The sequence below is a fragment of the Cloacibacterium caeni genome (assembly GCF_907163105.1).
Taxonomy (GTDB): Bacteria; Bacteroidota; Bacteroidia; order Flavobacteriales; family Weeksellaceae; genus Cloacibacterium; species Cloacibacterium caeni_A.
In genome coordinates this window covers 2,037,386-2,062,379 of record NZ_OU015321.1, presented here as the reverse complement: position 1 = coordinate 2,062,379, position 24,994 = coordinate 2,037,386, and the positions used below count along the sequence as shown (strand labels likewise).

The window sequence follows — 24,994 nt, the reverse complement described above, 5'->3', positions numbered from 1 at the left end:
TTTAAAAGATAATTTTTAATTAATGAAATTTAATTGTCATTGCATAAAATTTAACATATTTAATATTTGGTTATGTTAAAATTAATTAACATTTTTGCCTCCAATAATATTAAATATTGTTAATATGAATGGGAAATTAAAAGTTTTAAGTGCTGGTGTACTTTTTTTTATAGGCGGACAATTTGTTCAAGCTCAACAAAAAAAAGACGAGGCAAAAGAAAAAGAAATTGAAGAAGTGGTAGTTGTAGGTTACGGTACGCAGAAAAAATCTGATGTAACCTCATCTGTTGCTACTGTAAAAGGTGATGCCATTGCTAACCTTAATACTCCAACATTTGAAGCTCAGTTAGCGGGGCGTTCTTCTGGGGTACAAGTTGTAAATAACTCTGGTGAAATTGGGAGAGCTCCTACAGTTAGAATTAGAGGGATTAACTCTATTTCATCAGGAACTTCTCCATTATACGTTGTAGATGGTGTTCCAATTTTTTCTGGAGATACAGGTGGTGGAAACACTGCTGCAAATGCATTAGGAGACATTAATCCTGCTGATATTGAAACCATGACTGTCTTAAAAGATGGAGCAGCTACTGCAATTTATGGTTCGAGAGCGGCAAATGGTGTAATATTAATTACAACTAAAAAAGGAAAATCAGGAAGATTTTCTGTAACTTACAACAATCAGTTTAGTATTGCGAATGTTGTTAAAAAGTTTGATTTACTAGAAACCCCTGATTTTATAACTATTTCAAATGAGAAGGCTGCGGCTGTAAATTCAATTTGGGCAAGGGGTGCAGATTTCAATACAGATTGGCAAGATGCAGTTCTTAGGACTGGTACTCAAACGGATCATTTTCTTTCTATGACAGGAGGTTTAGGTAATGGTAATTACTATGCTTCTTTTGGTTATACAAATCAAGAGGGTGTTATTAAGCCAAATGGAATGGAGAGAATCTCGGTAAGAATGAATGCTGATCAAAAAGTAACCAATTGGTTAAAATTATCATCTAGTTTGTCTTACTCTGAAACTCAATATAAGGGTTTAAATAATGGGTATAACTCTATCTCAGGTGCAATGTTTAGTGCAGTGAGACAACTACCGAATACACCTATCTATGATCCTTCTACTCCTACTGGATATAATATTTTTACTTCTGGTACCACAAGTATGGTAGGACAATGGGATAACTACATTCCAATTACCAGTAGCTTAACCAATATTGCTTATATTGTAAATAATAATAAGTATCAATCAGATTTGACAAGATTTATTGGTAGTATAGCTGCTGATGTTAAAATTACGGATTGGGCAAGCTACAAACTACAAATAAGTAAAGATAGATCTGTTACTACAGGTTTCTTGTATTGGAACAGAGTTCATGGAGATGGTTTTTCGAGAGGAGGATATATTGATAATAATTATCTAAATCTTGACAGATGGAATATTCAAAACATTGTAGATTTAAAAAAATCATTCCAAGATCATAACTTTAATTTAGTTTTGGTTAATGAATTCCAAAAACAAAAATCTAATTATTTCTTTGGTCAAGGACAAGGTCTTTCGAGTGACTATTTTGGAGAAGTAGGATTGATTTCAGGATCTTATACTACTCAGTACTCAGGAGGTTCTAATACGGAGAATGGACTAATTTCTTATGCGGCAAGATTAAGCTATAATTATGATAATAAATACTTTATTCAAGGGACTATAAGAAGAGATGGTTTATCAGCATTGCCAACTGCAAATAAATGGGGTAATTTCCCTGGTCTATCTTTAGGTTGGACGGTTTCTAATGAGAATTTCTTAAAAGGAAACAAGGTATTATCTGAATTAAAACTTAGAGCTTCATATGGTAAAGTAGGGAATACAGATATAGGAAATTATCCTTATTTAGGTCTTTATGGTCCATTTAAGTATGCAGATTACACAGGTATAGCATATTCACAAGCTGGTAACGATCAGTTAAAATGGGAAACGAATGTTAAGAAAAATATTGGAGCAGACTTTGGTTTTGCAAACAATAGATTAACTTTTAGTGCAGATTATTTCATTAATCAAAATGATGGATTAATCTTGGCTGTTCCTGTTCCACCTTCACTAGGGGTTCCAGGAAACTCTATCAATAAGAATATTGGTAGTATGGAAAATAAAGGTTTTGAATTTTCTCTAGGTGCAGATCTTGTTAAAAACGAAAACTTTACTTGGAATGTAAATGGTAACCTTACTTTGATGGATAATAAAGTGTTAGCTCTTGTAAATGGTGATATTTATCCGTCACAAAACGGGCAAACTGCTTATTTAATCAGAGAAGGAGAGTCACTAAGATCTTTATATGGATTTAAATATTGGGGTGTAAATATGGCTAATGGTAACCCTGTTTATTACAAAGCAGATGGTAGTTTAGTTCAAGGAAACTTAAATAATAGCACATATTACGTATTTGATCCTTCTAATCCTTCAGTTCTAGGAGCTCAATCCACCTTAGGAAATGCAGATAGATTTATTTTAGGAAATACATTGCCAACTTATTTTGGAGCCTTAAATACCAGTATGAAATATAAAAATTTTGATTTTGGAGTAATGGCAAGATTTAGTGGGGGTAATAAAATATTTAACGTAACGAGAAGAGAATTGCTTAACCAAGATTTTTATAACAATGGAACAGAAATTCTTGGAAGATGGCAGAGTGCAAGCAATCCAGGAGACGGATGGACTCCAAGACTTTATGGAACAAAAGGAAGTTTCGTAAATTTAGAAGGGGTTGCTAACTCTAGATTTGTAGAAAAAGGCGATTTTGTAAAAGTTGATAATATTACTTTAGGATATTCATTTGATAAATCTGTTATAGAAAAAGTGAGTTTGTCGAAGTTTAGAGTTTATGCAGTATTGCAAAATGCAATCATGTTTACAAAATATACAGGTATAGATCCTGAAATGGAAAGTACAGGTATGGATTATAATTCTGTGCCGAGACAAATGACATTTTCAATGGGTATAAATGCAACCTTTTAAAATTTAAAAAAAATGAAATTAGTAGAATTTAATACAATTAAGAAATATGTCTTTGGTTCATTATTAGCATCGTTGCTATTTGTTTCATGTACCGAAGAAAATGTTATAGAATTAGAGCCATATAACCAGATCAGTGAAAATGTAGCATTTGATTCTAAGGAAAATATTATTTTGTCTGTGAATGGTATGTATCAGGCTGCTCAAGTAGGTCAATATAATGGTACGGGAAGAGGTTATCCTTTTGGAGCGGCTTATTTTCAGCAAAATGATATGAGGGGTGAAGACATGGTAAATACCGCAGCTTTTTATGCCATTACTTATGCTAACACTTGGGATCCTTCAGGTGCACTAAATACAGTGTATTATTGGATCGATACGTATAGACTTATAAATAGAGCTAACCTCGTTATAGAAGGAGTTACTAAAGCTATTGATAAAGGAGTAATCTCTGAAGCGGAAGGAAAAGATTTTATTGGGCAAGCAATGTTTTTTAGAGCTTTCAGTCACTATGAATTATTGAACTTTTTTGCTCGTCCATATAAATTTACTTCAGATGCGTCTCATTTAGGTGTGCCTTACAGATTGAAACCAAGTAATTCTGTGGCAACAATAGATGAGAATATAAAATTAGGAAGAGGAACAGTAGCGCAAAATTATGCTCAAGTGCTTTCAGACTTAGATACAGCAGAAAATTACATGGCTTCTAAAACTACGAAGTCTGCTAAGAATGCTATCGTTTATGCGTCAAAAGAAGCGGCAATTGCTTTAAAAACGAGAGTGTATTTAAGTAAAGGAGATTTCCCTAAAGTAATTACTGAGGCAGATAAACTTAATGGTAAGTATACTCTGACATCAGATCCTAACACGCCTTTTGCTAGTAATTATAGTAATTCAGAAAGTATTTTCTCATTAGAAAATTCTGCTACTAATAATCCAGGGGTTAATGGTGCATTAGCATCTCAATACAATGGTAGAAGATTGATTGCTATTAGTCCAGTAATTTGGAATGATGGCAGTTGGTTAGCTACAGATAAAAGAAGAGGGGCTTCTATGGTTCTTAGTGTGTCAGGTGTTTTATTTTCAAATAAATATAAAGATACTTCTACTCTTACAGATGCTTCGCCACTTTTAAGATATGCAGAAGTCCTATTAAATAGAGCAGAGGCTAAGGCTAGATTGAACGATCCAACTTATTTGGCAGATTTAAACGCTGTTAGAAATAGATCTTTAGCTAGTCCTGCTACTGAACAATATGCTGCTTTTGCAACAAGAGTAGATGCTGTAAAAGCAATTCTTTTAGAAAGAAGAATAGAGTTTTTAGCTGAAGGCTTAAGATGGAACACAATTCATAGACTTCAGCACGATGATGTAGCGCCAATGAGCGGTATTCCTCAAAAATATAAAAATGGAGCTAATCCTCTTGCTGCAGATTATAAAATAGGAATTCCTTATGTGTTTAAAACAGGTGATGTTCCTGGTTTAGCATATTCAGATAATAGATTTGTTTGGCCTATTCCTACATTAGAAACAAGTGCGAATCCTACACTTGCGGCTCAGCAAAACCCAGGTTGGTAATAAATAATTTAAATAATTAAAAAAAACCACTCTTTAAAAGAGTGGTTTTTTCTGTATAACGCTGCTTATTTATACTTATTCTAAATAAATAAACTAAGATATGATAATATGTTAAAAATAATAAATATAAATTCATCTTATTTGTGTTTTTTTTAAAAAAAACTTATTTCATTTTTTATTTTGCAATTTATTAAAATTCAAAAGGAAATAAAATATGTTCTAAATTCTAAATTAAGTGATTGAAATTTGGATATGTTAAAATTTATTAACACTTTTGTTAATTAAAATATTAAATATTGTTAATATGAATGTAAAATTAAAAGTTTTAACAGTAGGTGCTCTATTTTTTATTGGAGGTCAAGCTGTTATGGCGCAAAAGAAAAAAGATTCTTTGGATGAAAGAAAAATCGACGAAGTTGTAATTGTAGGTTTTGGTCAAAAGAAAACAGTTCAAGAATTAACAGGAGCTACTAGTATTATGAAATCTGAACAAATCGATGGTGTTCCTGTAGCATCGGTTGATAAAATGCTTCAAGGTAGAGTTACTGGTGTGCAAACGGGTAGTTCTTCTGGGCAACCAGGAGGTATGGCAAGTGTTAGAGTGAGAGGTGTATCTTCAATTAATGGTGTTGTTTCTCCGATTTATGTGGTAGATGGAGTAAGAGTTGCTTCTGGTGATTTAACTACTGGCAATACTACTGCTAACATATTGGCTAACTTAAATCCTGATGATATTGAAAATGTGACCGTATTAAAAGATGCAGTTTCTACTGCGGTATATGGTGCTGATGCTGGAGCTGGTGTTATTGTTATTACCACAAAAGCAGGTAAAAAAGGTAAGGCTAGATTTAATCTTTCTATGAATACTGGTATGAACGAGCGTGCGCTTGAAGGTCACAAGGGATTCAATATGACGCAATGGAAAGAGTATTTAGCTTATGCAGTTATGAATACTTATAATGCAACTCCATCATGGGGAATGACATTTAATAATATTGGTGAAGTATATGATTATTTAATAGCTGGAGGAGAAGGAGCTGATCTACAAAATATTTTTACTACTTCTAATGATACTAATTGGAGAAAAGAAATTCAAAAAACGGGATATCAGCAGAATGTAGATTTTAATGTTTCTGGAGGTAACGATAAATTAACTTATTACACTTCTGCAAATTATTTTAATCAGGAAAGTATTGTGAAAGGGTCATATTTCAACAGAATGGCTTTCACAAGTAAAGTTGGTTATCAAGCGACTGATAAATTAAAGTTAAATACAGATATCCAAATATCATACTCAAAACTTAGTACATTAAGTCAAGGTGGAGCATTTTCTAATCCAATTTTAGCTGAATATTTTAACAGACCTTCAGATCCGATTAGAAATGCTGATGGATCATGGTATTGGATTCCAAGTAATTCAAGACTTTCAAATAATCTATATAATATTCCATATCTACAAGAACACAACTATAGTAGAGGGGGAACTTTAAGAGGTTTTGTGAATTTTGGAGCAGAATATAAAATTTCAAATAATTTAACATATAAGTTTGTCTTTTCACCAGAATATATAAATATTGAAGAAGATACCTATTGGAATCCTCTACATGGAGATGGTTTCACTTATGGTGGTTATCAAAGAACATCTAATAATAGATACTTTAATTTTAATGTTCAAAATATTTTAGATTGGAATAGTAAATTTGGTTTACATAATGTAGGTGCAACTTTAATTCAAGAAGCTTATAAGAGTGATAGAAAATTTTTACAAGCAACAGGTATTACAGTAGGAACACCTAGTTTAGAAACGCTACAAAATTTTGTAGTGCCTTATGGCTATGATGGTTCAAAAGAAGTGTCTTCTAGATATGGATATGCAGCTACTGGTCACTATGACTATGACAAGTTATTCTTATTAGATGCATCTTATAGGAGAGATGTATTGTCTCAGTTCGTTCCTGGTAAAAAAGCAGGTAATTTCTGGTCAGTAGGAGTAGGAGTTGATTTAGCTAGAGTTAATTTCATGAAAGAAATTGATGCAATTTCCCAAATGAAATTTAGAGCTTCATATGGTAAATTAGGAAATCAAGTGAGCGCTAATCCATATGCATTATTTGGATTTACTACTAATTATAATGATTTTGCTGCTGCTACTTATGCTGGGGTTATGAATCCTAATTTGTCTTGGGAAACTGTTAATCCTTTGAACATTGGATTAGATTTAGGATTTTTAAATAATAGAATTACCGTTAGTGCGGAATATTTTAACAAGGAAACAAAAGACTTAATCTATAATTTACCGTTATCGGGTTCACAGGGGTTAACATCTTATGTTGATAACATCGGTAATTTGGTAAACAAAGGATTTGAATTTGCTGTAAATGCTACAATTCTTAAAGGAGGTAGAGATGGTGTTAATTGGGATTTAGGATTTAATTTATCTACTCTTGACAATGAAATCACTAAATTATACGGAGGTGATGTTAATGGTAGTACAACAACCATTAGAGTTGGAGAAGGTGTTAGAACTTGGTATTTAAGAAAGTGGGCTGGTGTAGATGATGCGAATGGAGATCCACTATGGTACATTAATGGAGTAGATGGAGAGACTACAAATAATTATAATGCAGCTAAGCAAGCCGTTCAAGGGTCTATGTTAAGTAATATTTATGGTGGTGCAAACACTAATGTTTCTTATAAAGGATTTGGTCTAGACTTGCAATTTACTTATGGATTCGGAGGTAAAATTCTTGATGATTGGGCTAGATATTTATGGTCAGATGGCTATTATTCAGATTCTTACCCTGGTTATGCTGATGTTATGGGTAATTTTTGGACTCCAGAAAACCCAACTGCTGATAATCCAAAACCAATGTACTACTATGGTAATAAATTATCATCAAATGTATCAACAAGATTTTTATATGACTCTGATTATATAAGATTAAGTAATGCGAGATTCTCTTATTCATTTAATAGTAAATTATTAAATGGAACAGGCTTAACAGGAGCGCAAATCTACATCATGGCTAATAATCCTTGGACTTATGTTTTTGATGACAGATTAAAATTTGATCCAGAAATTAACCTTACTGGTTCTTCAAATTTAGGGCTACCAATCCTAAAATCTTATTTATTAGGTGTTAATTTAAATTTTTAAAAGAATGAAAAATATATTTAAAATAGCAATATTATCTCTAGGAATTGTTAACATAGTATCATCTTGTAGTAATGATTTCGTAGATAGAGAATTTGAACAATCGGTTATTCAATCTGATTTAAAATCTCTTCAAGAAGTTCAGTCATTTGTAAGAGGAGCTTATGCTTCAATGAGAGCTTCTACTTATTATGGGAGAGATTTTACAGCTTATGGAGAGGTTAGATCAGATGAAATGTTTAGTAATGGAAGGAGTGGTTATTTCCAGACCGTAAGAACATATACAATGACTTCAAGTGATGCTTATGCTCGTGATACTTACAACCAAATTTATACAATGATTGCTAAAACAAACATTGTAATTGGTACAGATGTTAGCAAACTTAATGGCACTGCTCAAGATCTTCAAAAAGCAGAATATTATCAAGGGCAAGCTTATGCGTTAAGAGCTCAAGGTTTTTTTGACTTGTTAAGGTTATACGGTCAAAAATATACTGGAGGTACTTTAGGAGTTGTAACGCCTTTAAAATATGACCCTAAAGCTTTGAAGGCAAGAAGTACAATTACTGAAACTGAAGCACAGATTGAAGCGGATTTTAATAAGGCTCTTTCAACTATGACTTCACGTTCTTCTTTTGATACCCCTTCTAATAAAACAGAGTTGTCAATTGATGCTTTAAAAGTTTTAATGTCAAGATACTATTTATATAAAGGTGATTATGCAAAAGTAAGAACATTAATTAGTGAGGTTTATAGTAAGTATAATGTTGTAGCGAGAGATCTTTATCAACCGTCTTTTGATTATACATTGAGAGGTGCTGCTCCAAATTCTATTTTTGAGTTAGAAGTTGGTACTGATTCTTCTTTATCTACTAGTTCTTATAATCAAGTATTGAGTGTAAATGGATACTATAATCTTGTAGCATTAGCATCGTCATATAATTTATATGCAACTAATGATATTAGAAAAAGTTTGATAAGTTATTTGTCTGCTGCTAATGGGACAAAATATTATTTTCTCTCTGCCGGAAGCAAGGGTAAATACCTTAATAGAACTGGTGCTGATAACATTAAAATGGTTAGATATGAGGAAGCCTTATTAAATGGAGCAGAAGCTGAATTACAACCAGGAGGAGATCCAGCAAAGGCTTTAGAATATTATAATTCCATCATTAAAAATAGAGGTTTATCGGAAGTTTCTTCTGTTGATCTAGACATGATTAAAGTTGAGCGTAGAAAAGAACTTCTTGGAGAAGGTTTCAGACAATGGGATTTATTGAGATGGGGTAATACATCATTTAAACCAGCAGCCGTTAGTGCAAACCTTCTTGCTTTTCCAATTCCTAGACAGGAGACAGATATAGCAGGAACGCCAGTAGTTGCTAATCCAGGTTATGATAATTAATCTTATCAAAAACAATAAATAAAAAAACGCCTCAGTCAAAGACCGAGGCGTTTTTTATTCTAAGCTATTTATAAAATTGAATAATAGAATGAGATCACTTTCTTTTTTTAAACTAATATTCTTTTGTTTAGTAAAGTCTAAAACTACTTTAGGATTAGTGATATTTAAAAGAGTTGTTAATTCTTTTATGTTCTTAGGAATTTTAATATATATTCCTTTGTTATTCACTAAGTAAACATCGTTCTCTTTTTGAAAATATGGATTTTTATCTTTAAGATAAGTGTTTGTAACATTATTATTGTATTCTATTACTTGTACTTTTTCTTTTTTATAAAGTTTAAATTTACCTGTACCCACTAATTCTACAAGGTAACCATTAATGTTTTTGTTTTCGTAAATATAGTTGGTCAGAAAATAAACCTTTCCATTATCACTATACTTAAATTTAAGATCATTTTGCTTGGTTACAAATTGTAGTTCATTATTCACTTTGAACTCCATTTCATCTTCGTAAGCATTATATCTTACAGAAGGCAGATTTTTATTATATCCATCAATTGTTATTGGATGAAAGTTTTCATCTAGATAAGGAATTCCATCTATGCCAGGATAGTGTTTTATATTTGTATTTGTTACTTCGAAAACACTACCTCTAGAGTTTCCAAACACCTCTAAATCCGTTTTCACTTGTGAATAATAATAACTCGGAATAAGACTTAATAAAAGAATGATTTTTTTCATTTGATTCAATTTTTTATAAAAATATAAAATAATAACGATTTGAAATATTTATTTGGTATTAATTTGTTTATCTTTTTTACTTTTGTACTTCAAAATATTAAAATGAAATACATCTTATTCATCATATTTTTTGCAGTACATTTTTTAGGAGCACAAATCGTCAATAAAACAGATAGCAATGTTCCTACGGATACATTGATTGTTGACAAAGGAAGAAAAGATTCTTTGAAAATCTTTAAGCCAACCATAAATGACTACCAGCATTATACTCAGTTTTCTGAAAAGAAAATTTTTGACACTGTTTTTACTATTGACAAATCTTATCAATTTACACAATACAATAACCAAGACAATTTTGGAAAAATCCAATTTGCCAACATCGGTTCTGGATTTCAAGATTTAATGTTTCGTGTCAATAAAGAACAAAACTTAGCGTTATTACCTACTCGAAAATCACATTTTATTTTAGGAATTGATGATGTTAAATATTATGATGTAAAAACGCCTACCACATCTTTCGTCTACCATAACGCAATGAAACAAGGAGCAGCCTTGAAAACTACTTATACTCAAAATGTAGGAAAAAATTTTAACGTAGCTTTAGAATATATGGGACTGCGTTCTCAAGGTGTATACCAAAGAGAATTAGCCGCTTCTAATAATTTCGTTTTATCTTCTCGTTTTAATTCTAAGAATAATCGTTATCGGTTTTTCACACATTACATTCACCAGAACGTAAACAACGAAGAAAATGGTGGAATAGAAGATTTAAGCCTTTTTTTAGGAGATGACACTCGTTTTAATAACAGGCAAAACCTTGCGGTAAACCTTACCTCTACGGATTCAAGATTTTCGTACAGAAGATATTATTTCTCTCAGGAATTTCAGTTTGTGAATTCAGAGAAATATCCCTTTAAAGTGCGACATACTATTTTCCATCAAGCCAATAAATATTGGTATAAACAACAAGGTTTTGAGTCGTTTTATGATTCAGATGTTGTAGAAGATTATGGAACGTCTGCTTACAAATTTTCTAAAAATTTAAGCAATACATTTACCTTGCTTTTTGATAAACCTACTTTCAAATTAGAAGCAGGAGTTCGTCACCAAATGATTAATTTAGGAACAGACAAAGAACTTCCAGCCATTGTTGGGGTCAATATCCCTTTAGACAATAAAGAAAACAGATTTGGCGCAGTTGGAAATTTAGAAATCAAATTATGGGACAAGGTGGATTTAAAATCTAATCTAGAATATTCTAACGGAAGTACTTTTGGCAACTTCCTCCGTTCAGATAACAATTTGAAGTTAGAACCGATTAAAGATTATATTTTGGATGCTCATGTAAATTTACAAACCTCTAAACCGAGTTTCAACTATTTAATCAATCCATCTTTTTACCAAAATTTCAATTATAATTTCTTAGATGCTAAAAACGAAAGCACTTTAGAAATCGGAGGTAAAGTCAATCTGAAGTGGTTCCAAAGTTCAGTTTTTGCTAATTATTTTAGAATAGAAAATTACACCTACATTGGAGCTGATTATCAACCAAAGCAAAGCGAGTCATCGCTCAATATTTCTCAAATCGGTGGCGAAGCTACTTTTTCTTATTGGAAACTTAATTTCAATACCAAATTGCTTTTCCAATCTGCTTTGTCTGAGAAAGACCTTTACCCGATGCCAAGTTTTATCGGTAGATTAAATGCTTATTATCAGGCAAAAGCGTTCAAAGATGCTGCAGAAATTCAAACTGGAATAAAAGTGTATTATTTCTCGAAATTTAATTCTAGAGAATATTTCCCAGTATTGAATGAATTTACAGTTTCTGCAAATACGGCTTCTATTGGTGGTCAACCAATTGCAGATGCTTATTTTAACATGAAGGTAAAAAGAATGCTTATTTATGCAGAAGCGCAGCATGTAAACACTACTTTTATGAAAAACAAATCATTCGCTGCTCCCAATTATCCTATTTATGATTTTCGATTGAATTTAGGAATTGTTTGGTATTTATTTCACTAAATTTGCTTCATGCCGAAGTTTAAATTTCCGTTTCAAGATTTAGAAACCATCCCGAAATTAATCAAGGACTTTCTTCAACAAGAAATTCCGCAGTTTTCTGCATACCAGTTTACCTTAGAAAACGCACTGTTACAAGCAGAAAAGAAAGCACATAACTATACACTAGAGCAAAGAAAAATATTGGTAGAAGTTCTTAGAGCGCAACATCAGCATTTGGATTTAAGTGCTAAGCAATCGCAGCATTTAGATTTGCTCTTATCCGAAAATACTTTTACCGTAACCACAGGTCATCAACTGAATTTGTTTTCTGGGCCGGTATTTTTTGTTTACAAAATTTTACAAACCATCAAAACGGCTGATTTTTTAACTCAAAATTCAGATAAAAATTTTGTTCCTATCTTTTGGTTGGCAACAGAAGACCACGACTTTGAGGAGATTAATCATTTCAAAACGGCAAATGGATTTTATCAAATCAAAGGAAATTCTGGTGGTGCAGTTGGCAGAATTATTATAGAAGATAATAGTTTTTTAGAAGAATTCGAAAAAGAATTTAAAGATGATGTTTTCGGAACACAGCTTATTCTTCTTGCCAAAAAAGCTTATCAAAAAGGAAGAACTTTTACCGAAGCTACTCAGATTTTGGTTCAAGAAATTTTTGCAGAATTTGGACTTTTAATGATAGATGGAGACGATGTTTTGCTCAAAAATCAAATGCAAAATATCTTCAAAGAAGAACTGGTAAATCACACGACACATCATTTTTCTCAAGAAAACGTAAAATTCCTAACAGAGAAATACGGAAAAGTACAAGTAAACCCTAGAGAAATTAACCTTTTCTACTTGTCAGACACCAGAAATAGAATAGAATTTGACGGAGAACAATTTCAAATTGTAGATAAAAATCTCACGTTTACTTTAGAAGAATTGGCAGAAGATTGGTCTAAAATTTCACCGAATGCTTTGTTAAGACCAGTTTTTCAAGAAAAAGTTTTGCCCAATATTGCTTACATTGGTGGGAATGCAGAAATTATGTATTGGTTAGAAATGCCAAAGGTTTTTGAAAAATTTGGGGTAGAATTTCCTCTTTTGGTTCCCAGAAACTCTATGTTGTTCCTTAGAAAGAAAACTTTAGATAAAATAGAAAAATCTGGAGTAGCCTTACAATACTTTTTGGGAGATTTCCAGAAATTCTTAAATCAAAAATTGCTGAAAGAATCAGAACTGAATGCTGATTTAGAAAACCGAGAGCAATTATTAAAAGAAAATTTCGAAATTTTAAAAAATAAAGCTTCACTTACTGCCGTTACCTTTAGAAATATGGTAGAAGCAGAAGAAACGAGACAATTGAAGTCTTTTCAAAAATTTAAGAAAAGATTGTTACGTGCAGAAAAAATTCTTCACGCAGATAAAATAGATTATCTTCAGCGTTTGTATTCAGAAATTCACCATGCTAATAATTGGCAAGAAAGAAGCCTCAATTTCAGTGTCTTTTTCGCAGAAAACGGCGAAAAATGGCTCGAAAATTGTTACCAAGAAATGGAGGTTTTAAATTCTGTCTTAATTGTTAGTGAATTTTAGCCCGAAAAACATTAATTTTGCATTTTAAATAACAAGGATGAAAAAATATCTTGTATTCATATATACGTTAATAGGTTTTGTAGCTTTTGCACAGAAAACACACACTGTAGCAAAAGGTGATACTCCGTATAATATTTCTAAAAAATATGGCGTAACACTAGACGAACTCACGAAGCTAAATCCTCAAATCAAAGAGGGAAAATTAGCGATTGGAGATGTTTTAATCATCACTAAGAAAAACTCAGAAGTTGTAAAAACTACTGAAAAAGCGGTGGCTACTACCAATCAAAAATTAGGCAAAATCGTACTTCAACCGAAGCAAACGATTTACGGAATTACCAAACAATATCATATTTCTGAAGTGGATTTAAGAAAATTGAATCCTAACTTAGACCAGCATATGAAAATTGGTGACGAGGTAACTTTGCCTGCTGAAAATATCAAAAAATATGCAGATCAAAATGCATTCGTAAAAACAGAAGTTCCAGTAGAAAAACCTGTGGAAAAGGCAATAGAAAAGCCAAAAGCAGATGAAGGAACTTATGTGATTCAGCCAAAAGATAATTATTACAGAATTACCAAAAGTTTTAACCTTACTCAAGAGGAATTATTTGCCATCAATCCTGGCTTAGAAGAAAAAGGATTGCAACCTGGTGAAGTCATTAATGTGAAAAAACCTCAAAATTCTAAGGTTAAAGAAACCGTAACTTGGCAAGAAGACAAAAAAACCGAGAAAACAGAAGTTCAAAATGTAGTTGCAGAAGAATATCAAACGTACACGGTTCAGAATGGCGATACTGTTTTCGGGATTCTTAATAAATTTAATGTTTCGCTAGACCAATTGCTTGAGCTGAATCCTAAACTTTCAGAAGGTTTAAAACCAGGAATGGTTCTAAAAGTGAAGAAGCTAGAAGCGGGTTATATTAAAAAATCTGGTGATGAACTAAATGTTGTGTTAATGTTGCCATTCGGTTTTGATAATGGTGATAGTAAATACAGAACTATGGCTGCTGATTTCTTAACGGGTGCAAAACTAGCCATCGAAAGAAATGCTAAAGCAGGCCAAAAACTAGATGTAAAAGTAATAGATGCGGGAAGTGAAGCAAGTTTTAAAAATTCACTTACGCAAATCAATCAAAATAATACAGACTTAATCATAGGACCGTTTTTCAAGTCAAACGTTTTAGAAGTTTTAGACTATGTAAAAACTCAAAAAATTCCTGTGGTAGCTCCGTTTGCAAATTCTCCAGAGCTTAGAAATTATAGTAATTTAGTAATTATCGAAACAGAACAAAGTGTTTTTGCAGACAGAATTGTAAAGGAAGTTTCTTTGGCTTATTCTGACCAAAAAATATATATCGTGGCAGATTCTGACAAGACGTATGCCAATTATATGAAAAAACAATTAGAAAGTCAGTTGAAAAATGCAAACATCACTGTAGTAAATTCTTCAGCAGATATTCAGTTAGATACCAATATGATGACTGGTCAAACCGCTCCAGTGATTGCTATTCTAGCGAATGATAATGATGATGCAGGAAGTGATTTTTCAAAAAGAATCATTGACTTGGCTAAAGAAACCAGCGGAATGAAATCATTCAGTATGTATTACCATCCATCTTTTGAAAAAAATATTGCCGAACTCAGCAAGGCGAGTTTGGTGTATTTGATGGATAGAAAAATTAACACAGACGGTGACTTCGAAAAAGAAGTTCTCGCAGATTATAAGAAAAAATATTGCAAAGCACCTTCTAAGTATGCTGTAATTGGTTTTGACGTAGTGAATGATATGTTGACCAGAGAAAACAGCAAAGGAGAATTGTTTAAGCAAATGAATAAAACTCAGACTCAATTGGCTACCAAGTTTGAATTTGTACGAAACAAAAACGGCGCATACGTAAACCAGGGTTACAGAGTAGTGAGATTAGTTCCTTAATAGCGAAAACTAATACTAAACAAAAGAAGAATAAGACTCAAATTTTATCGAAAAAAAATTATGAAAGCACTTGTATTTCCAGGGCAAGGTTCTCAGTTCGTAGGAATGGGAAAAGAACTCTACGATAGTAGAAAAGAAATTAAAGACCTGATGGATTTCAGTAATGAAATTCTAGGTTTTGATATACTAAAAATCATGTTCGAGGGAACTGATGAAGACCTTAAAAAAACAAAAGTTACTCAACCAGCAATATTTATTCATTCTGTAGCTGCTGTAAAAGCAATAGACGGAACAGGAGCTCAAATGGTAGCAGGACATTCTTTAGGAGAGTTCTCTGCATTAGTTGCTAATGGAGTTTTAAGTTTTGAAGACGGACTTAAATTGGTTTCAGAAAGAGCTTTGGCGATGCAAGAAGCTTGTGATGTTAATCCATCTTCTATGGCAGCAATTCTAGGTTTAGATGATGCTAAGGTGGAAGAAATTTGTGCTTCAATTGGTGGAGTAGTGGTTCCAGCGAATTACAACTGTCCGGGACAATTGGTGATTTCTGGTGAGACCAAAGCGGTAGAAGAAGCGTGTAACGCTATGAAAGAAGCGGGTGCGAAAAGAGCATTAATTTTGCCAGTAAATGGTGCGTTTCATTCACCTTTAATGCAACCTGCGCAAGAAAGATTGGCTGCGGCAATAGAAAATGCAAAATTTAGAAAAGCGACCATTCCTGTTTATCAAAATATTACCACGACTGCTGTTACAAATCCAGATGAAATTAAGAAAAATCTGATTGCTCAGTTAACAGGACCTGTAAAATGGACACAGTCTGTACAAAATATGATTAAAGACGGCGCTACAAATTTTGTAGAAGTAGGGCCAGGAAAAACTTTGCAAGGATTGATAAAGAAGATTAACTCCGAAATAACAGTCTCGTCTGCAATTTAAAATAAAAGTAAGCCACAAATTTTTTTGTGGCTTTTTCTTTTTATTTTTGTTAAAAATAAAATCCTTTGAAAAATCACATATTTTCACCAGGCAAATTACTGATTACTTCAGAATATTTTGTATTAGATGGAGCTTTAGCTTTAGCAGTTCCTACTCGATTGGGACAAGATTTTTATTCAGAAGAAGAAAAAGATGGTGCTTCCATGGTTTTTTGGGAAGCTTTACATGAGAACAAGCCTTGGCTTTCTATCCAAATAGATTATAAAAATTGGAAAATTGTACAAACCAACCTTCCTGAAAGCGCAGCATTTATTCTTAAAGTGCTTCAAAACGTCCAAAAACTTTCTACAGAAAAATTTCATAGCGATTCTACGTATAAGATTACTACTAATTTACAATTCCCCGCGAATTATGGATTGGGGAGTAGTTCTACATTGATGAATAATTTAGCAGAGTGGTCTCATATAGATGCTTTTCTTCTTAATGAACTTTCTCTTGGAGGAAGTGGTTATGATATAGCTGTGGCTCAAGAAAAATCTGCCATTCTTTATCAAAATAATCCTAGAAAAGTAGAAAGAGTAGAATTCAATCCTAGTTTTACTGATGATTTAATCTTCATTCATTTAAACCAAAAGCAAGATAGCAGAGAAGGAATAAGAGCTTTTCAGTCTCAAAAAAAATCTTTAGATTTAAGAACTGACTTTTCAGAAATTACTCAAAAAGTACTACAATGTGAAACCTTAGAAGAGTTTTCTAACCTTATGATGCTGCATGAGAGTAAGTTAAGTGAATTTTTAGGAATGAAAACTGCCAAAGAAAAACACTTCCAAGATTGCCCAAGTTTCATTAAAAGTTTGGGAGCTTGGGGCGGAGATTTCGTTCTAGCTTCGAAATTTGGGGATTACAAAAATTACTTTTTTGAGCGCAATTTTAGAAATATTATAGAATGGAAAAATTTAATATATTGATTTACAATATGTTGAAAATAAAATCTATGACGGATTTCAGTGACCAAAGTCATAATTTATGATTTAGTAAAACTATATACTTTTGCTAATTTTGTACTACAAAAAAATATGAACAATAATATTTTAGTTATGAAAAACATTAAAATCATTCAAGAGCTACATGATCTAGGTATTACAGGTTATCACGAAGTAGTGTATAATCCAACCTATGAAGAACTTTTTAAAGCAGAAATGTCTGCTAAAAATAAAGGTTTTGAAAAGGGAGCTCTTACAGAATCAGGCGCAGTTGCTGTAAAAACGGGTATTTTCACAGGTAGATCACCTAAAGATAGATATATCGTAAAAGATGATGTAACAAAAGATACTATTTGTTGGGACGGAAAAGTTAATTTTCCTACAACTCCAGAGATTTTTAAATCTTGTAAAGAATTAGTTTTAGAACAACTTTCTTCTTCTAAAAAATTATATGTAGTAGATGCGTTCTGTGGTACCAATCCAGATACAAGACTTAAAGTGAGATTTGTAATGGAAGTTGCATGGCAAGCTCATTTTGTAACAAATATGTTTATTAGACCATCATTATATGAGTTAGAAAACTTCGGAACTCCAGATTTTATTGTAATGAATGGATCTAAAACAGTGAACCCAGATTGGCAAGCTCAAGGATTAAATTCTGAAAACTTTGTAATGTTTAACCTTACCGAAAGAATCCAAATTATCGGAGGAACTTGGTATGGTGGTGAGATGAAAAAAGGGATGTTTGCAATGATGAACTACTATCTTCCATTAAAAGGAATGGCTTCTATGCACTGCTCTGCAAACGTAGGAGAAGAAGGTGATGTAGCATTGTTCTTCGGACTTTCTGGTACAGGAAAAACTACACTTTCTGCTGACCCAAAAAGATATTTAATTGGTGATGATGAACACGGATGGGATGATAATGGTGTATTTAACTACGAAGGTGGTTGCTACGCAAAAGTAATTGACCTTACTGAAGAAAAAGAACCAGACATCTTCAGAGCGATTAAGAGAGATGCTTTATTAGAAAACGTAGTGGTAAACGAATATGGCGAAATAGACTATAAAGATAATTCTATTACAGAAAATACTAGAGTTTCTTACCCAATCTATCATATTAATAAAATTGTACTTCCTTCTAAAGCTGGTCACGCTAAAAAAATCGTTTATTTATCAGCAGATGCATTCGGAGTATTGCCTCCAGTATCAATTTTAAATGAAGATCAAGCGCAATATCACTTCTTATGTGGATATACCTCTAAATTAGCAGGAACAGAGAGAGGAATTACTTCTCCAGAGCCTTCATTCTCTCCAGCTTTCGGTGAAGCTTTCCTTACATTACACCCAACAATGTATTCTAAAACATTAATTGGTAAAATGAAAGAACACGGAGCGAAAGCTTATTTAGTAAATACAGGTTGGAATGGTACTGGTAAGAGAATTTCTCTTAAAGATACTAGAGCAATTATTGACTCAATCATCGATGGTTCAATAGAATCTGCACCTAAAACTGTAGTTCCAATTATGAATTTAGAAATTCCTACTTCTTTACCAAATGTAACTGAAGGAATTCTTGATCCAAGAAATACTTATGCTGATGTTTCTGAATGGGAAGCTAAAGCTAAAGATTTAGGAGCTAGATATATTAAAAACTTTGAACAATATTGTGATACAGAAGAAGGTAAAAGATTAGTTTCAGCTGGTCCTCAATTGTAAAAATAAGAGCAATACCTAAATATGAAATCCTCAGTTTACGCTGAGGATTTTTTTATTGCATGGTAGAAATTAAATGAATAATTGCTAATCTGTAGCCTTCTGTACCAAAACCAGAGAGTACAGCATCTGTATAAGCTGCAGTAACTGATTTCTGCCTGAATACTTCACGTTGATAAATATTGCTAATGTGAACCTCTATTTTGGGTTTCCTAAGGTTTTTAAGCGCATCTGCGATGGCATAAGAATAATGGGTAAAAGCGCCAGGATTAATAACAAGAGCATCAAAGTTATTTTCTTGAATTTTCCCGATGATTTCCCCTTCGAAATTAGACTGGAAATATTCAATAGCGTGTTGAGAATACTCAGATTTTAAATGTGTTAAAACATCATCCATTGAAGTACTTCCGTAGATGTCTGGCTCACGAGTTCCTAGAAGATTGAGATTGGCTCCGTTTAGTATTAGAATTTTCATATTCTCAAAGGTATGAAATTTTTAAAATAAAAAAAATCCTCAGAAATTTTCTGAGGATTTTGGTAGCCCGTAGGGGAATCGAACCCCTCTTGCAAGAATGAAAATCTTGAGTCCTAACCGATAGACGAACGGGCCAGAAATTTATTCTTAAGCTAACTTGTTAACGTGTTTAGTTAACTTACTTTTTAAGTTAGCAGCTTTGTTTTTGTGAATAATATTCTTCTTTACTAGTTTGTCTAATAAAGAGATTACTTTCGGCAATTGCTCTGAAGCAGCTGCTTTGTTTTCTTCATTTCTTAATACTTTCACAGCTGTTCTAGCAGTTTTGTGATAGTATCTGTTTCTCAATCTTCTTTTCTCAGATTGTCTGATTCTCTTAAGTGCTGATTTATGATTTGCCATAATTGTTTCTGAAATGTGGGTGCAAAGATAAAAACTATTTTTTAATTTGCAAATTATTTTTTAAAATTTTTTAAAATTTGTAGCCTATAGGGGAATCGAACCCCTGTTGCAAGAATGAAAATCTTGAGTCCTAACCACTAGACGAATAGGCCATTCTTTTTTTGTGCGTGCAAAAATAAGAACTTTTTTAGAACTCGCAAAATTTTCTTGATTATTTATAAACTTTTTCTATTGTAGTATTGGTAATACCCTTTTCTTCAAGGTCTTTTTGTAGTTTAATAGCCGCTTCTAGAGATTTTACATTGCCGTAAGTGTAATAGAATATGCCATTAGCTTTTACTCTTTCTACTTCTTTTAATAATTTTATAACTGGTGAAGAGTTAGGTAATTTATCTTTTCCACTGTATACTTCTAATCGGTAATAACCAGTATTCATGTTTTGATTAGGAATAAAACTTACAGCAGTAGCATTTCTAAATCCAGCATCTTTCGCGGTTTTAAGATTATTCTCCTTAATAGAAGCAAAATTAGTTACGCTATAATAGTATTTGTACAAACCATTTTCTTTGATGGTTAAGATGTAATTAAGTCCTTTGAGAGCGGGATCTCCCACTGTATATTTGTTTGGAGTGCTCATCAAAAGAATTCTGAAATCATTTTTCAGAGGAAGTTCTTTTGGTTCTTCTACTATTTTTTTCTGGTTTCTATCGATGCGTTTTTTATAACTGGTAATGGCGTCGTAAATAGATTCTGCAATTTCATCTTGACCTTTGTCAGAAGCTAAATATGCCGCCTCTTCAGCATTACTGATGAATCCCGTTTCTATTAAAACAGATGGCATCGCATTTAGACGTAGTACGTGAAGGTTTTTCTGCATCACTCCTCTGGAATATCTTTTGTCTTTTTTTACAAAATTTTCTTCTACATAACCTCCGAAAATCAAACTGCTTTCTAGATATTTACTTTGCTGAATTCTTAATGCAATTAATGATTCTGGAGAAGTTGGGTCGTAAGAAGCGAATCTTTCGCGGTCTTTATCATCTAAGAAAATTACGTCATTTTCTCTTTTGGCAACTTCTAAATTGGTTTTGTTTTGGTCTGGACCTTGTACATAAGTTTCGGTTCCGTAAGGTGTAGATTTAGTGCTTGCATTGCAATGTACAGAGATAAATAAATCGGCATGACTTCTATTGGCAAGGTCTGTTCTATCTGCTAGAGAAGGATATTCGTCTATTTTTCTGGTGTAAATAATTTTGTAATCTTTATTTTTTTCGAGCATTCTGCCTAACTTCAATACAATGCCTAGTGTAACGTCTTTTTCTTGTACTAATCCTATGTTTTCGTATTTTCTAGTTGCTCCCACATCAGAACCGCCGTGACCTGCATCTAATACAATAACAAACTTCTTTTGTGCGCCTAATTGTGCGAAAATTAAAAATAATACTGTTAAAATTATATTAAATGCGTGTTTATGCGTCTTCATTTTTTAAAAATTATTAATTTTGGAGCCTGAAATTATACACTCCATTGATTAAAAACGGTCTCAAAAATACCTTACAAATTTTAATTATCCTAATTTTTAACAATTTTTTAGCACAAAATAAGCTAGAAAATGCGCCTAAAAATAGTGATAAGGTAACTGCTGTTTCTAAAACAGATACCGTAAAAATAGAACGAGAACAAATAGATGATATTGTACGTTCTAAAGCGGATAATATTAGAAACGAAGTTCCGAAAAAAATGTCTTATCTCAATCAAAATGCAGAAGTTTCATATCAAGATATGAAGATTAATGCAGATTATATCCAAATAGATTGGGACAAAGGAATGATTTACGCAAGAGGAAAAATAGATTCTACAGGCAAAATGGTAGAGCCTGCTATTGCTACTCAAGGTGGTAAAAAATACGAATACGAAAGTTTTAATTACAATTATAAAACCAAACAAGCCATTGCTTACAATGCCAGAACAGAAGAAAGCGAAGGCGTAATTGTAGCAGAAAAAACCAAAAAAGTAAACGATTCTGTTTTTTATCTCAAAAGAGGAAAATATACTACAGACGAATATTTCCTTAAGAAAAAAGATACCATAGCAGATTATTATTTGCTTGCGCCAGATATTAAATTGGTAAAAGGGAAAAGTAACTCTAAATTGATTACAGGTCCTATCCAAATGTATCTGGAACAAGTTCCTACACCGCTTATTTTACCATTTGCAATTCTTCCGTTTTCTGAAAAAAGAATGGCTGGGATTCTTATTCCGAGTTTTGGGGAAAGACAAGACGTGGGATTTTTCTTGAATAGTTTGGGGTATTATTTGCCAATTGGTGAGCATTTTGATGTGAAAACCTACTTTGATTATTATACCAAGGGAAGTTGGAACTTTAGGCCAGAAGTAACTTATCGAAAAAATTATAAGTACAATGGTTCTTTTCGAGGAGAAATAGGAACTACCATCAGAGGAATAAAAGGTCTAGAAAATTATACCAAAAGCAGTGTTTATAATATTGCATGGACACATACTCAAGATACTAAAGCCAATCCGTTTTTTAATTTTTCGGCATCTGTAAATATTACGAGCAACAAATTCTACAATAACACGGTTAATAACTCCCATATTTTTAACCAAAGTGCTCTAAATGCACAACAAAACTCTACGGTGAGCTTTACCAAAAGATTTTTGAATTTACCAATAACCATCACGGGAACAGGTAGTTATTCGCAAAATTTTACTACGGGACTTACCGATATTAGATTGCCACAGCTGAATGTTTCTACCAATCAGTTTTACTTATTTAAACCTAAAACCGGTGTAAGAACTGGGCTTCTAGAGAATATTAATGTCAACACAGGTTTGCAATTTAGCAACTATGTTTCTGGAGTGAAAAGTGGTGATTTATTTACCAAAACTATGTGGGATAATATGCAAACTGGTGCTAAAAACAACATTGCACTCGCTACGAACACTACTGTTGCTAAATTTTTCACATTTTCATTAGGCGCTAATATTGATAACGTAGCAACTACTAAAACAATTAGCAAGAACTACAATCCAGTTACCAATACTTTAGAAAGAAATTTAAATAAAAATTTGACGGGTTATTCTACGTTTTCTACATCTGCAAGTTTGCAAACCGTTTTGTATGGAATGTTGAAATTTGGTGAAAAATCTAAAATCCAAGCCATCAGACACATGGTAACTCCGAGTATTGGATTTACGTATTCTCCAGATTTTGGAGATCCAAAGTTTGGATATTTCAAAAGTTATTATGACGAAAGAGGCGTTTTAACCACTTATTCTATTTTTGAAGGAGGGATGTTTGGTTCACCTAATCAAGGTTTAACACAGTCTATTGGTTTCAATATCAATAACAACCTAGAGATGAAGGTGAGAAGTAAAACCGATTCTACAGGAACCAAAAAAGTTAAAATTTTTGAAAGTTTAAATATTTCTGGAGGTTATAATTTTGCTGCTGATAAATACAAATGGTCATTGATTTCGATTAGTACACAGACTTCTTTCTTCCAAAATAAATTAAGTGTCAATTCTAATGTTTCGATAGATCCTTATCAAATTGTATTTATTCCAGGCCAAGAAAACGGTATTAGAACTGAGAATTTCGGGCATTTTAATATCCAGAGTTTCAGCATGAATTTTTCTTTCCCTCTGAACAATGAAACTTTTGGAAAAAAAGAAGATTTAGCGACCAAGTATAAAACCAAAGGAGAAATCCGAAACGAAGTCTATTATTTTGATCAAGATAATTACTCCCGATTTAATCAACCTTGGACTTTGAATCTTAATGCCAATTATGGTTATTCTAAAAACAATACCAGATTTGGGAAAAGTGTAGCTTCACTAGGTTTAGATGGTAGCGTAAAACTTACACCTTATTGGAGTTTAAGCGGAAACACGCATTATGATTTTGTTTCAAAAAGTTTAGCGTATACCAGATTAGGATTTTCTAGAGACCAAAGAAGTTTCTCTTTTACCTTTAATTGGGTCCCTTTTGGTCAATATAAAGTATATGATTTCTTTATCAGCATAAAAGCAAATATTTTAAAAGACGCCGTAAAATACAAGGAAAGAAGTTTCCAACAAAGTGGCAGTACTTTTTAAAAAACGAAGGAATCTCTGAACACTATTTTTTATTTGTTCAGAAATTTTATCTTTGCAAGATAATTTTACAAAAATATGAAGAAGATAGTTTCTACTAACAATGCACCCGCTGCAATTGGTCCGTATTCACAAGCTAACCTTGTTAATGGCGTTCTCTATATTTCTGGTCAAATTCCTATTGATCCGTCTACTGGGAATTTATTGGATGGAATAGAAATAGAAACACACCAAGTGATGAAAAATCTAAAAGCCATTTTAGAAGAAGCAGGAATGGGATTCGGGAATGTAGTAAAATCTACTATTTTCTTAAAAAGTATGGATGATTTCGCGGTGATGAACGAAATCTATGCATCTTATTTCGAAGGAGGAAATTATCCGGCAAGAGAAACAGTAGAGGTTTCTTGTTTGCCAAAAAATGTGAGTGTAGAAATTTCTATGATTGCACATCAGTTCTAAGACATGAATTTTTTAAGAAATACATTGGGCGTTTTATGTGGCTTGGCGATGGCAGGAGTCGTTATTTCGCTGGGTGTAAAAATTAATTCATCATGGGTGAATTATGAAGGTTTTTTTCCGTTTGAACATTGGTGGGCTCTATTAAAAAGTGTAGAAAATAAGCCGGGTTTCTTTTGGACTTTACTTCTTTCTTCAGGTTTTGGAGCAACAATTGGTGGTGTTACTACGGCAATCATTGTAAAATATGCTAAAGTAGCTTATGCGATTCTTATAGGCTTCATTTTGCTATTTATAGCCATGTTAGACATTATTGTTTTCCCATATCATCCTACATTTTATAAAATTTTAATCTTCATTGTATATTTTCCTTTTGCATGGTTAGGAGGAAAAATAGTAGAAGTAATTTACGAACGAAATAAAAGGAAAGAATTTCCTAAATCTAAATAAAAAAAGCCTTTCAAAAATTTTTGAAAGGCTTTTTCTTTG

At 32.5% G+C, this 24,994-nt stretch carries 17 protein-coding genes and 2 tRNA genes; 13 read left to right on the top strand and 6 right to left on the bottom strand.

Annotated elements, in window-relative coordinates; genetic code table 11:
• Positions 1–124 precede the first annotated feature (124 nt).
• The 4 genes from KKQ76_RS09625 to KKQ76_RS09610 all read left to right on the top strand — a co-directional run bounded on the left by KKQ76_RS09625 (position 125) and on the right by KKQ76_RS09610 (position 9,144).
• The gene (locus KKQ76_RS09625; RefSeq protein ID WP_213196936.1) at positions 125–3,010 is read left to right on the top strand and encodes a SusC/RagA family TonB-linked outer membrane protein; all 2,886 of its coding nucleotides are present in this window, start codon (positions 125–127) and stop codon (positions 3,008–3,010) included.
• 12 nt (positions 3,011–3,022) lie between these two features.
• Complete coding sequence (locus KKQ76_RS09620; RefSeq protein WP_213196934.1) at positions 3,023–4,585, top strand: RagB/SusD family nutrient uptake outer membrane protein; 1,563 nt, start codon at positions 3,023–3,025, stop codon at positions 4,583–4,585.
• Positions 4,586–4,859: 274 nt separating this feature from the next.
• A complete protein-coding gene (locus KKQ76_RS09615; protein ID WP_246501381.1) occupies positions 4,860–7,742 on the top strand; it encodes a SusC/RagA family TonB-linked outer membrane protein in 2,883 nt (960 codons plus the stop codon).
• A gap of 4 nt (positions 7,743–7,746) precedes the next feature.
• On the top strand, positions 7,747–9,144 hold the full coding sequence (locus KKQ76_RS09610; RefSeq protein WP_213196933.1) for a RagB/SusD family nutrient uptake outer membrane protein: 1,398 nt from the start codon (positions 7,747–7,749) through the stop codon (positions 9,142–9,144).
• 54 nt (positions 9,145–9,198) lie between these two features.
• On the opposite strand, the gene KKQ76_RS09605 is transcribed toward KKQ76_RS09610, so the two are convergent.
• Entirely contained in the window at positions 9,199–9,885 is a 687-nt protein-coding gene (locus KKQ76_RS09605; RefSeq protein ID WP_213196931.1) for a hypothetical protein, read from the bottom strand.
• Between the two features lie 102 nt (positions 9,886–9,987).
• Between KKQ76_RS09605 and KKQ76_RS09600 the strand changes: the two genes are divergently transcribed.
• The 6 genes from KKQ76_RS09600 to pckA all read left to right on the top strand — a co-directional run bounded on the left by KKQ76_RS09600 (position 9,988) and on the right by pckA (position 19,059).
• Complete coding sequence (locus KKQ76_RS09600) at positions 9,988–11,907, top strand: putative porin (RefSeq protein WP_213196930.1); 1,920 nt, start codon at positions 9,988–9,990, stop codon at positions 11,905–11,907.
• A gap of 9 nt (positions 11,908–11,916) precedes the next feature.
• Positions 11,917–13,485 carry a bacillithiol biosynthesis cysteine-adding enzyme BshC gene (gene bshC / locus KKQ76_RS09595; RefSeq protein WP_213196929.1) on the top strand — a complete coding sequence of 523 codons (1,569 nt, stop codon included), beginning with the start codon at positions 11,917–11,919 and terminating at the stop codon, positions 13,483–13,485.
• A 37-nt stretch (positions 13,486–13,522) separates the two neighbouring features.
• Positions 13,523–15,421, top strand: coding sequence for an amino acid ABC transporter substrate-binding protein (locus tag KKQ76_RS09590; protein ID WP_213196928.1), 1,899 nt, complete (start codon positions 13,523–13,525; stop codon positions 15,419–15,421).
• A 60-nt stretch (positions 15,422–15,481) separates the two neighbouring features.
• Positions 15,482–16,357, top strand: a complete 876-nt coding sequence (gene fabD, locus KKQ76_RS09585) for an ACP S-malonyltransferase (RefSeq protein ID WP_213196926.1) — start codon at positions 15,482–15,484, stop codon at positions 16,355–16,357.
• A 65-nt stretch (positions 16,358–16,422) separates the two neighbouring features.
• Entirely contained in the window at positions 16,423–17,325 is a 903-nt protein-coding gene (locus KKQ76_RS09580) for a GYDIA family GHMP kinase (protein ID WP_213196925.1), read from the top strand.
• A gap of 129 nt (positions 17,326–17,454) precedes the next feature.
• Entirely contained in the window at positions 17,455–19,059 is a 1,605-nt protein-coding gene (gene pckA / locus KKQ76_RS09575) for a phosphoenolpyruvate carboxykinase (ATP) (RefSeq protein WP_213197512.1), read from the top strand.
• Between the two features lie 52 nt (positions 19,060–19,111).
• Here pckA and KKQ76_RS09570 read toward each other — a convergent pair whose 3' ends face one another.
• The 5 genes from KKQ76_RS09570 to KKQ76_RS09550 all read right to left on the bottom strand — a co-directional run bounded on the left by KKQ76_RS09570 (position 19,112) and on the right by KKQ76_RS09550 (position 21,416).
• Positions 19,112–19,531 carry a type II 3-dehydroquinate dehydratase gene (locus KKQ76_RS09570; protein WP_213196923.1) on the bottom strand — a complete coding sequence of 140 codons (420 nt, stop codon included), beginning with the start codon at positions 19,529–19,531 and terminating at the stop codon, positions 19,112–19,114.
• Positions 19,532–19,591: 60 nt separating this feature from the next.
• Positions 19,592–19,666: transfer RNA gene (locus KKQ76_RS09565), tRNA-Glu, on the bottom strand.
• Between the two features lie 12 nt (positions 19,667–19,678).
• Positions 19,679–19,933 (bottom strand): 30S ribosomal protein S20, encoded by a 255-nt coding sequence (gene rpsT, locus KKQ76_RS09560; protein ID WP_069800821.1) that lies wholly within the window; start codon positions 19,931–19,933, stop codon positions 19,679–19,681.
• A gap of 80 nt (positions 19,934–20,013) precedes the next feature.
• A tRNA-Glu gene (locus KKQ76_RS09555) sits at positions 20,014–20,085 on the bottom strand.
• A gap of 59 nt (positions 20,086–20,144) precedes the next feature.
• A complete protein-coding gene (locus KKQ76_RS09550; protein WP_213196922.1) occupies positions 20,145–21,416 on the bottom strand; it encodes an N-acetylmuramoyl-L-alanine amidase family protein in 1,272 nt (423 codons plus the stop codon).
• A gap of 44 nt (positions 21,417–21,460) precedes the next feature.
• Here KKQ76_RS09550 and KKQ76_RS09545 point away from each other — a divergent pair, with 44 nt between their 5' ends.
• The 3 genes from KKQ76_RS09545 (at position 21,461) to KKQ76_RS09535 (ending at position 24,955) form a co-directional block, all read left to right on the top strand.
• Entirely contained in the window at positions 21,461–24,052 is a 2,592-nt protein-coding gene (locus KKQ76_RS09545; RefSeq protein WP_213196921.1) for a putative LPS assembly protein LptD, read from the top strand.
• A 75-nt stretch (positions 24,053–24,127) separates the two neighbouring features.
• Positions 24,128–24,508, top strand: a complete 381-nt coding sequence (locus KKQ76_RS09540) for a RidA family protein (RefSeq protein ID WP_069800827.1) — start codon at positions 24,128–24,130, stop codon at positions 24,506–24,508.
• A gap of 3 nt (positions 24,509–24,511) precedes the next feature.
• Entirely contained in the window at positions 24,512–24,955 is a 444-nt protein-coding gene (locus KKQ76_RS09535; RefSeq protein ID WP_213196920.1) for a hypothetical protein, read from the top strand.
• Positions 24,956–24,994 lie beyond the last annotated feature (39 nt).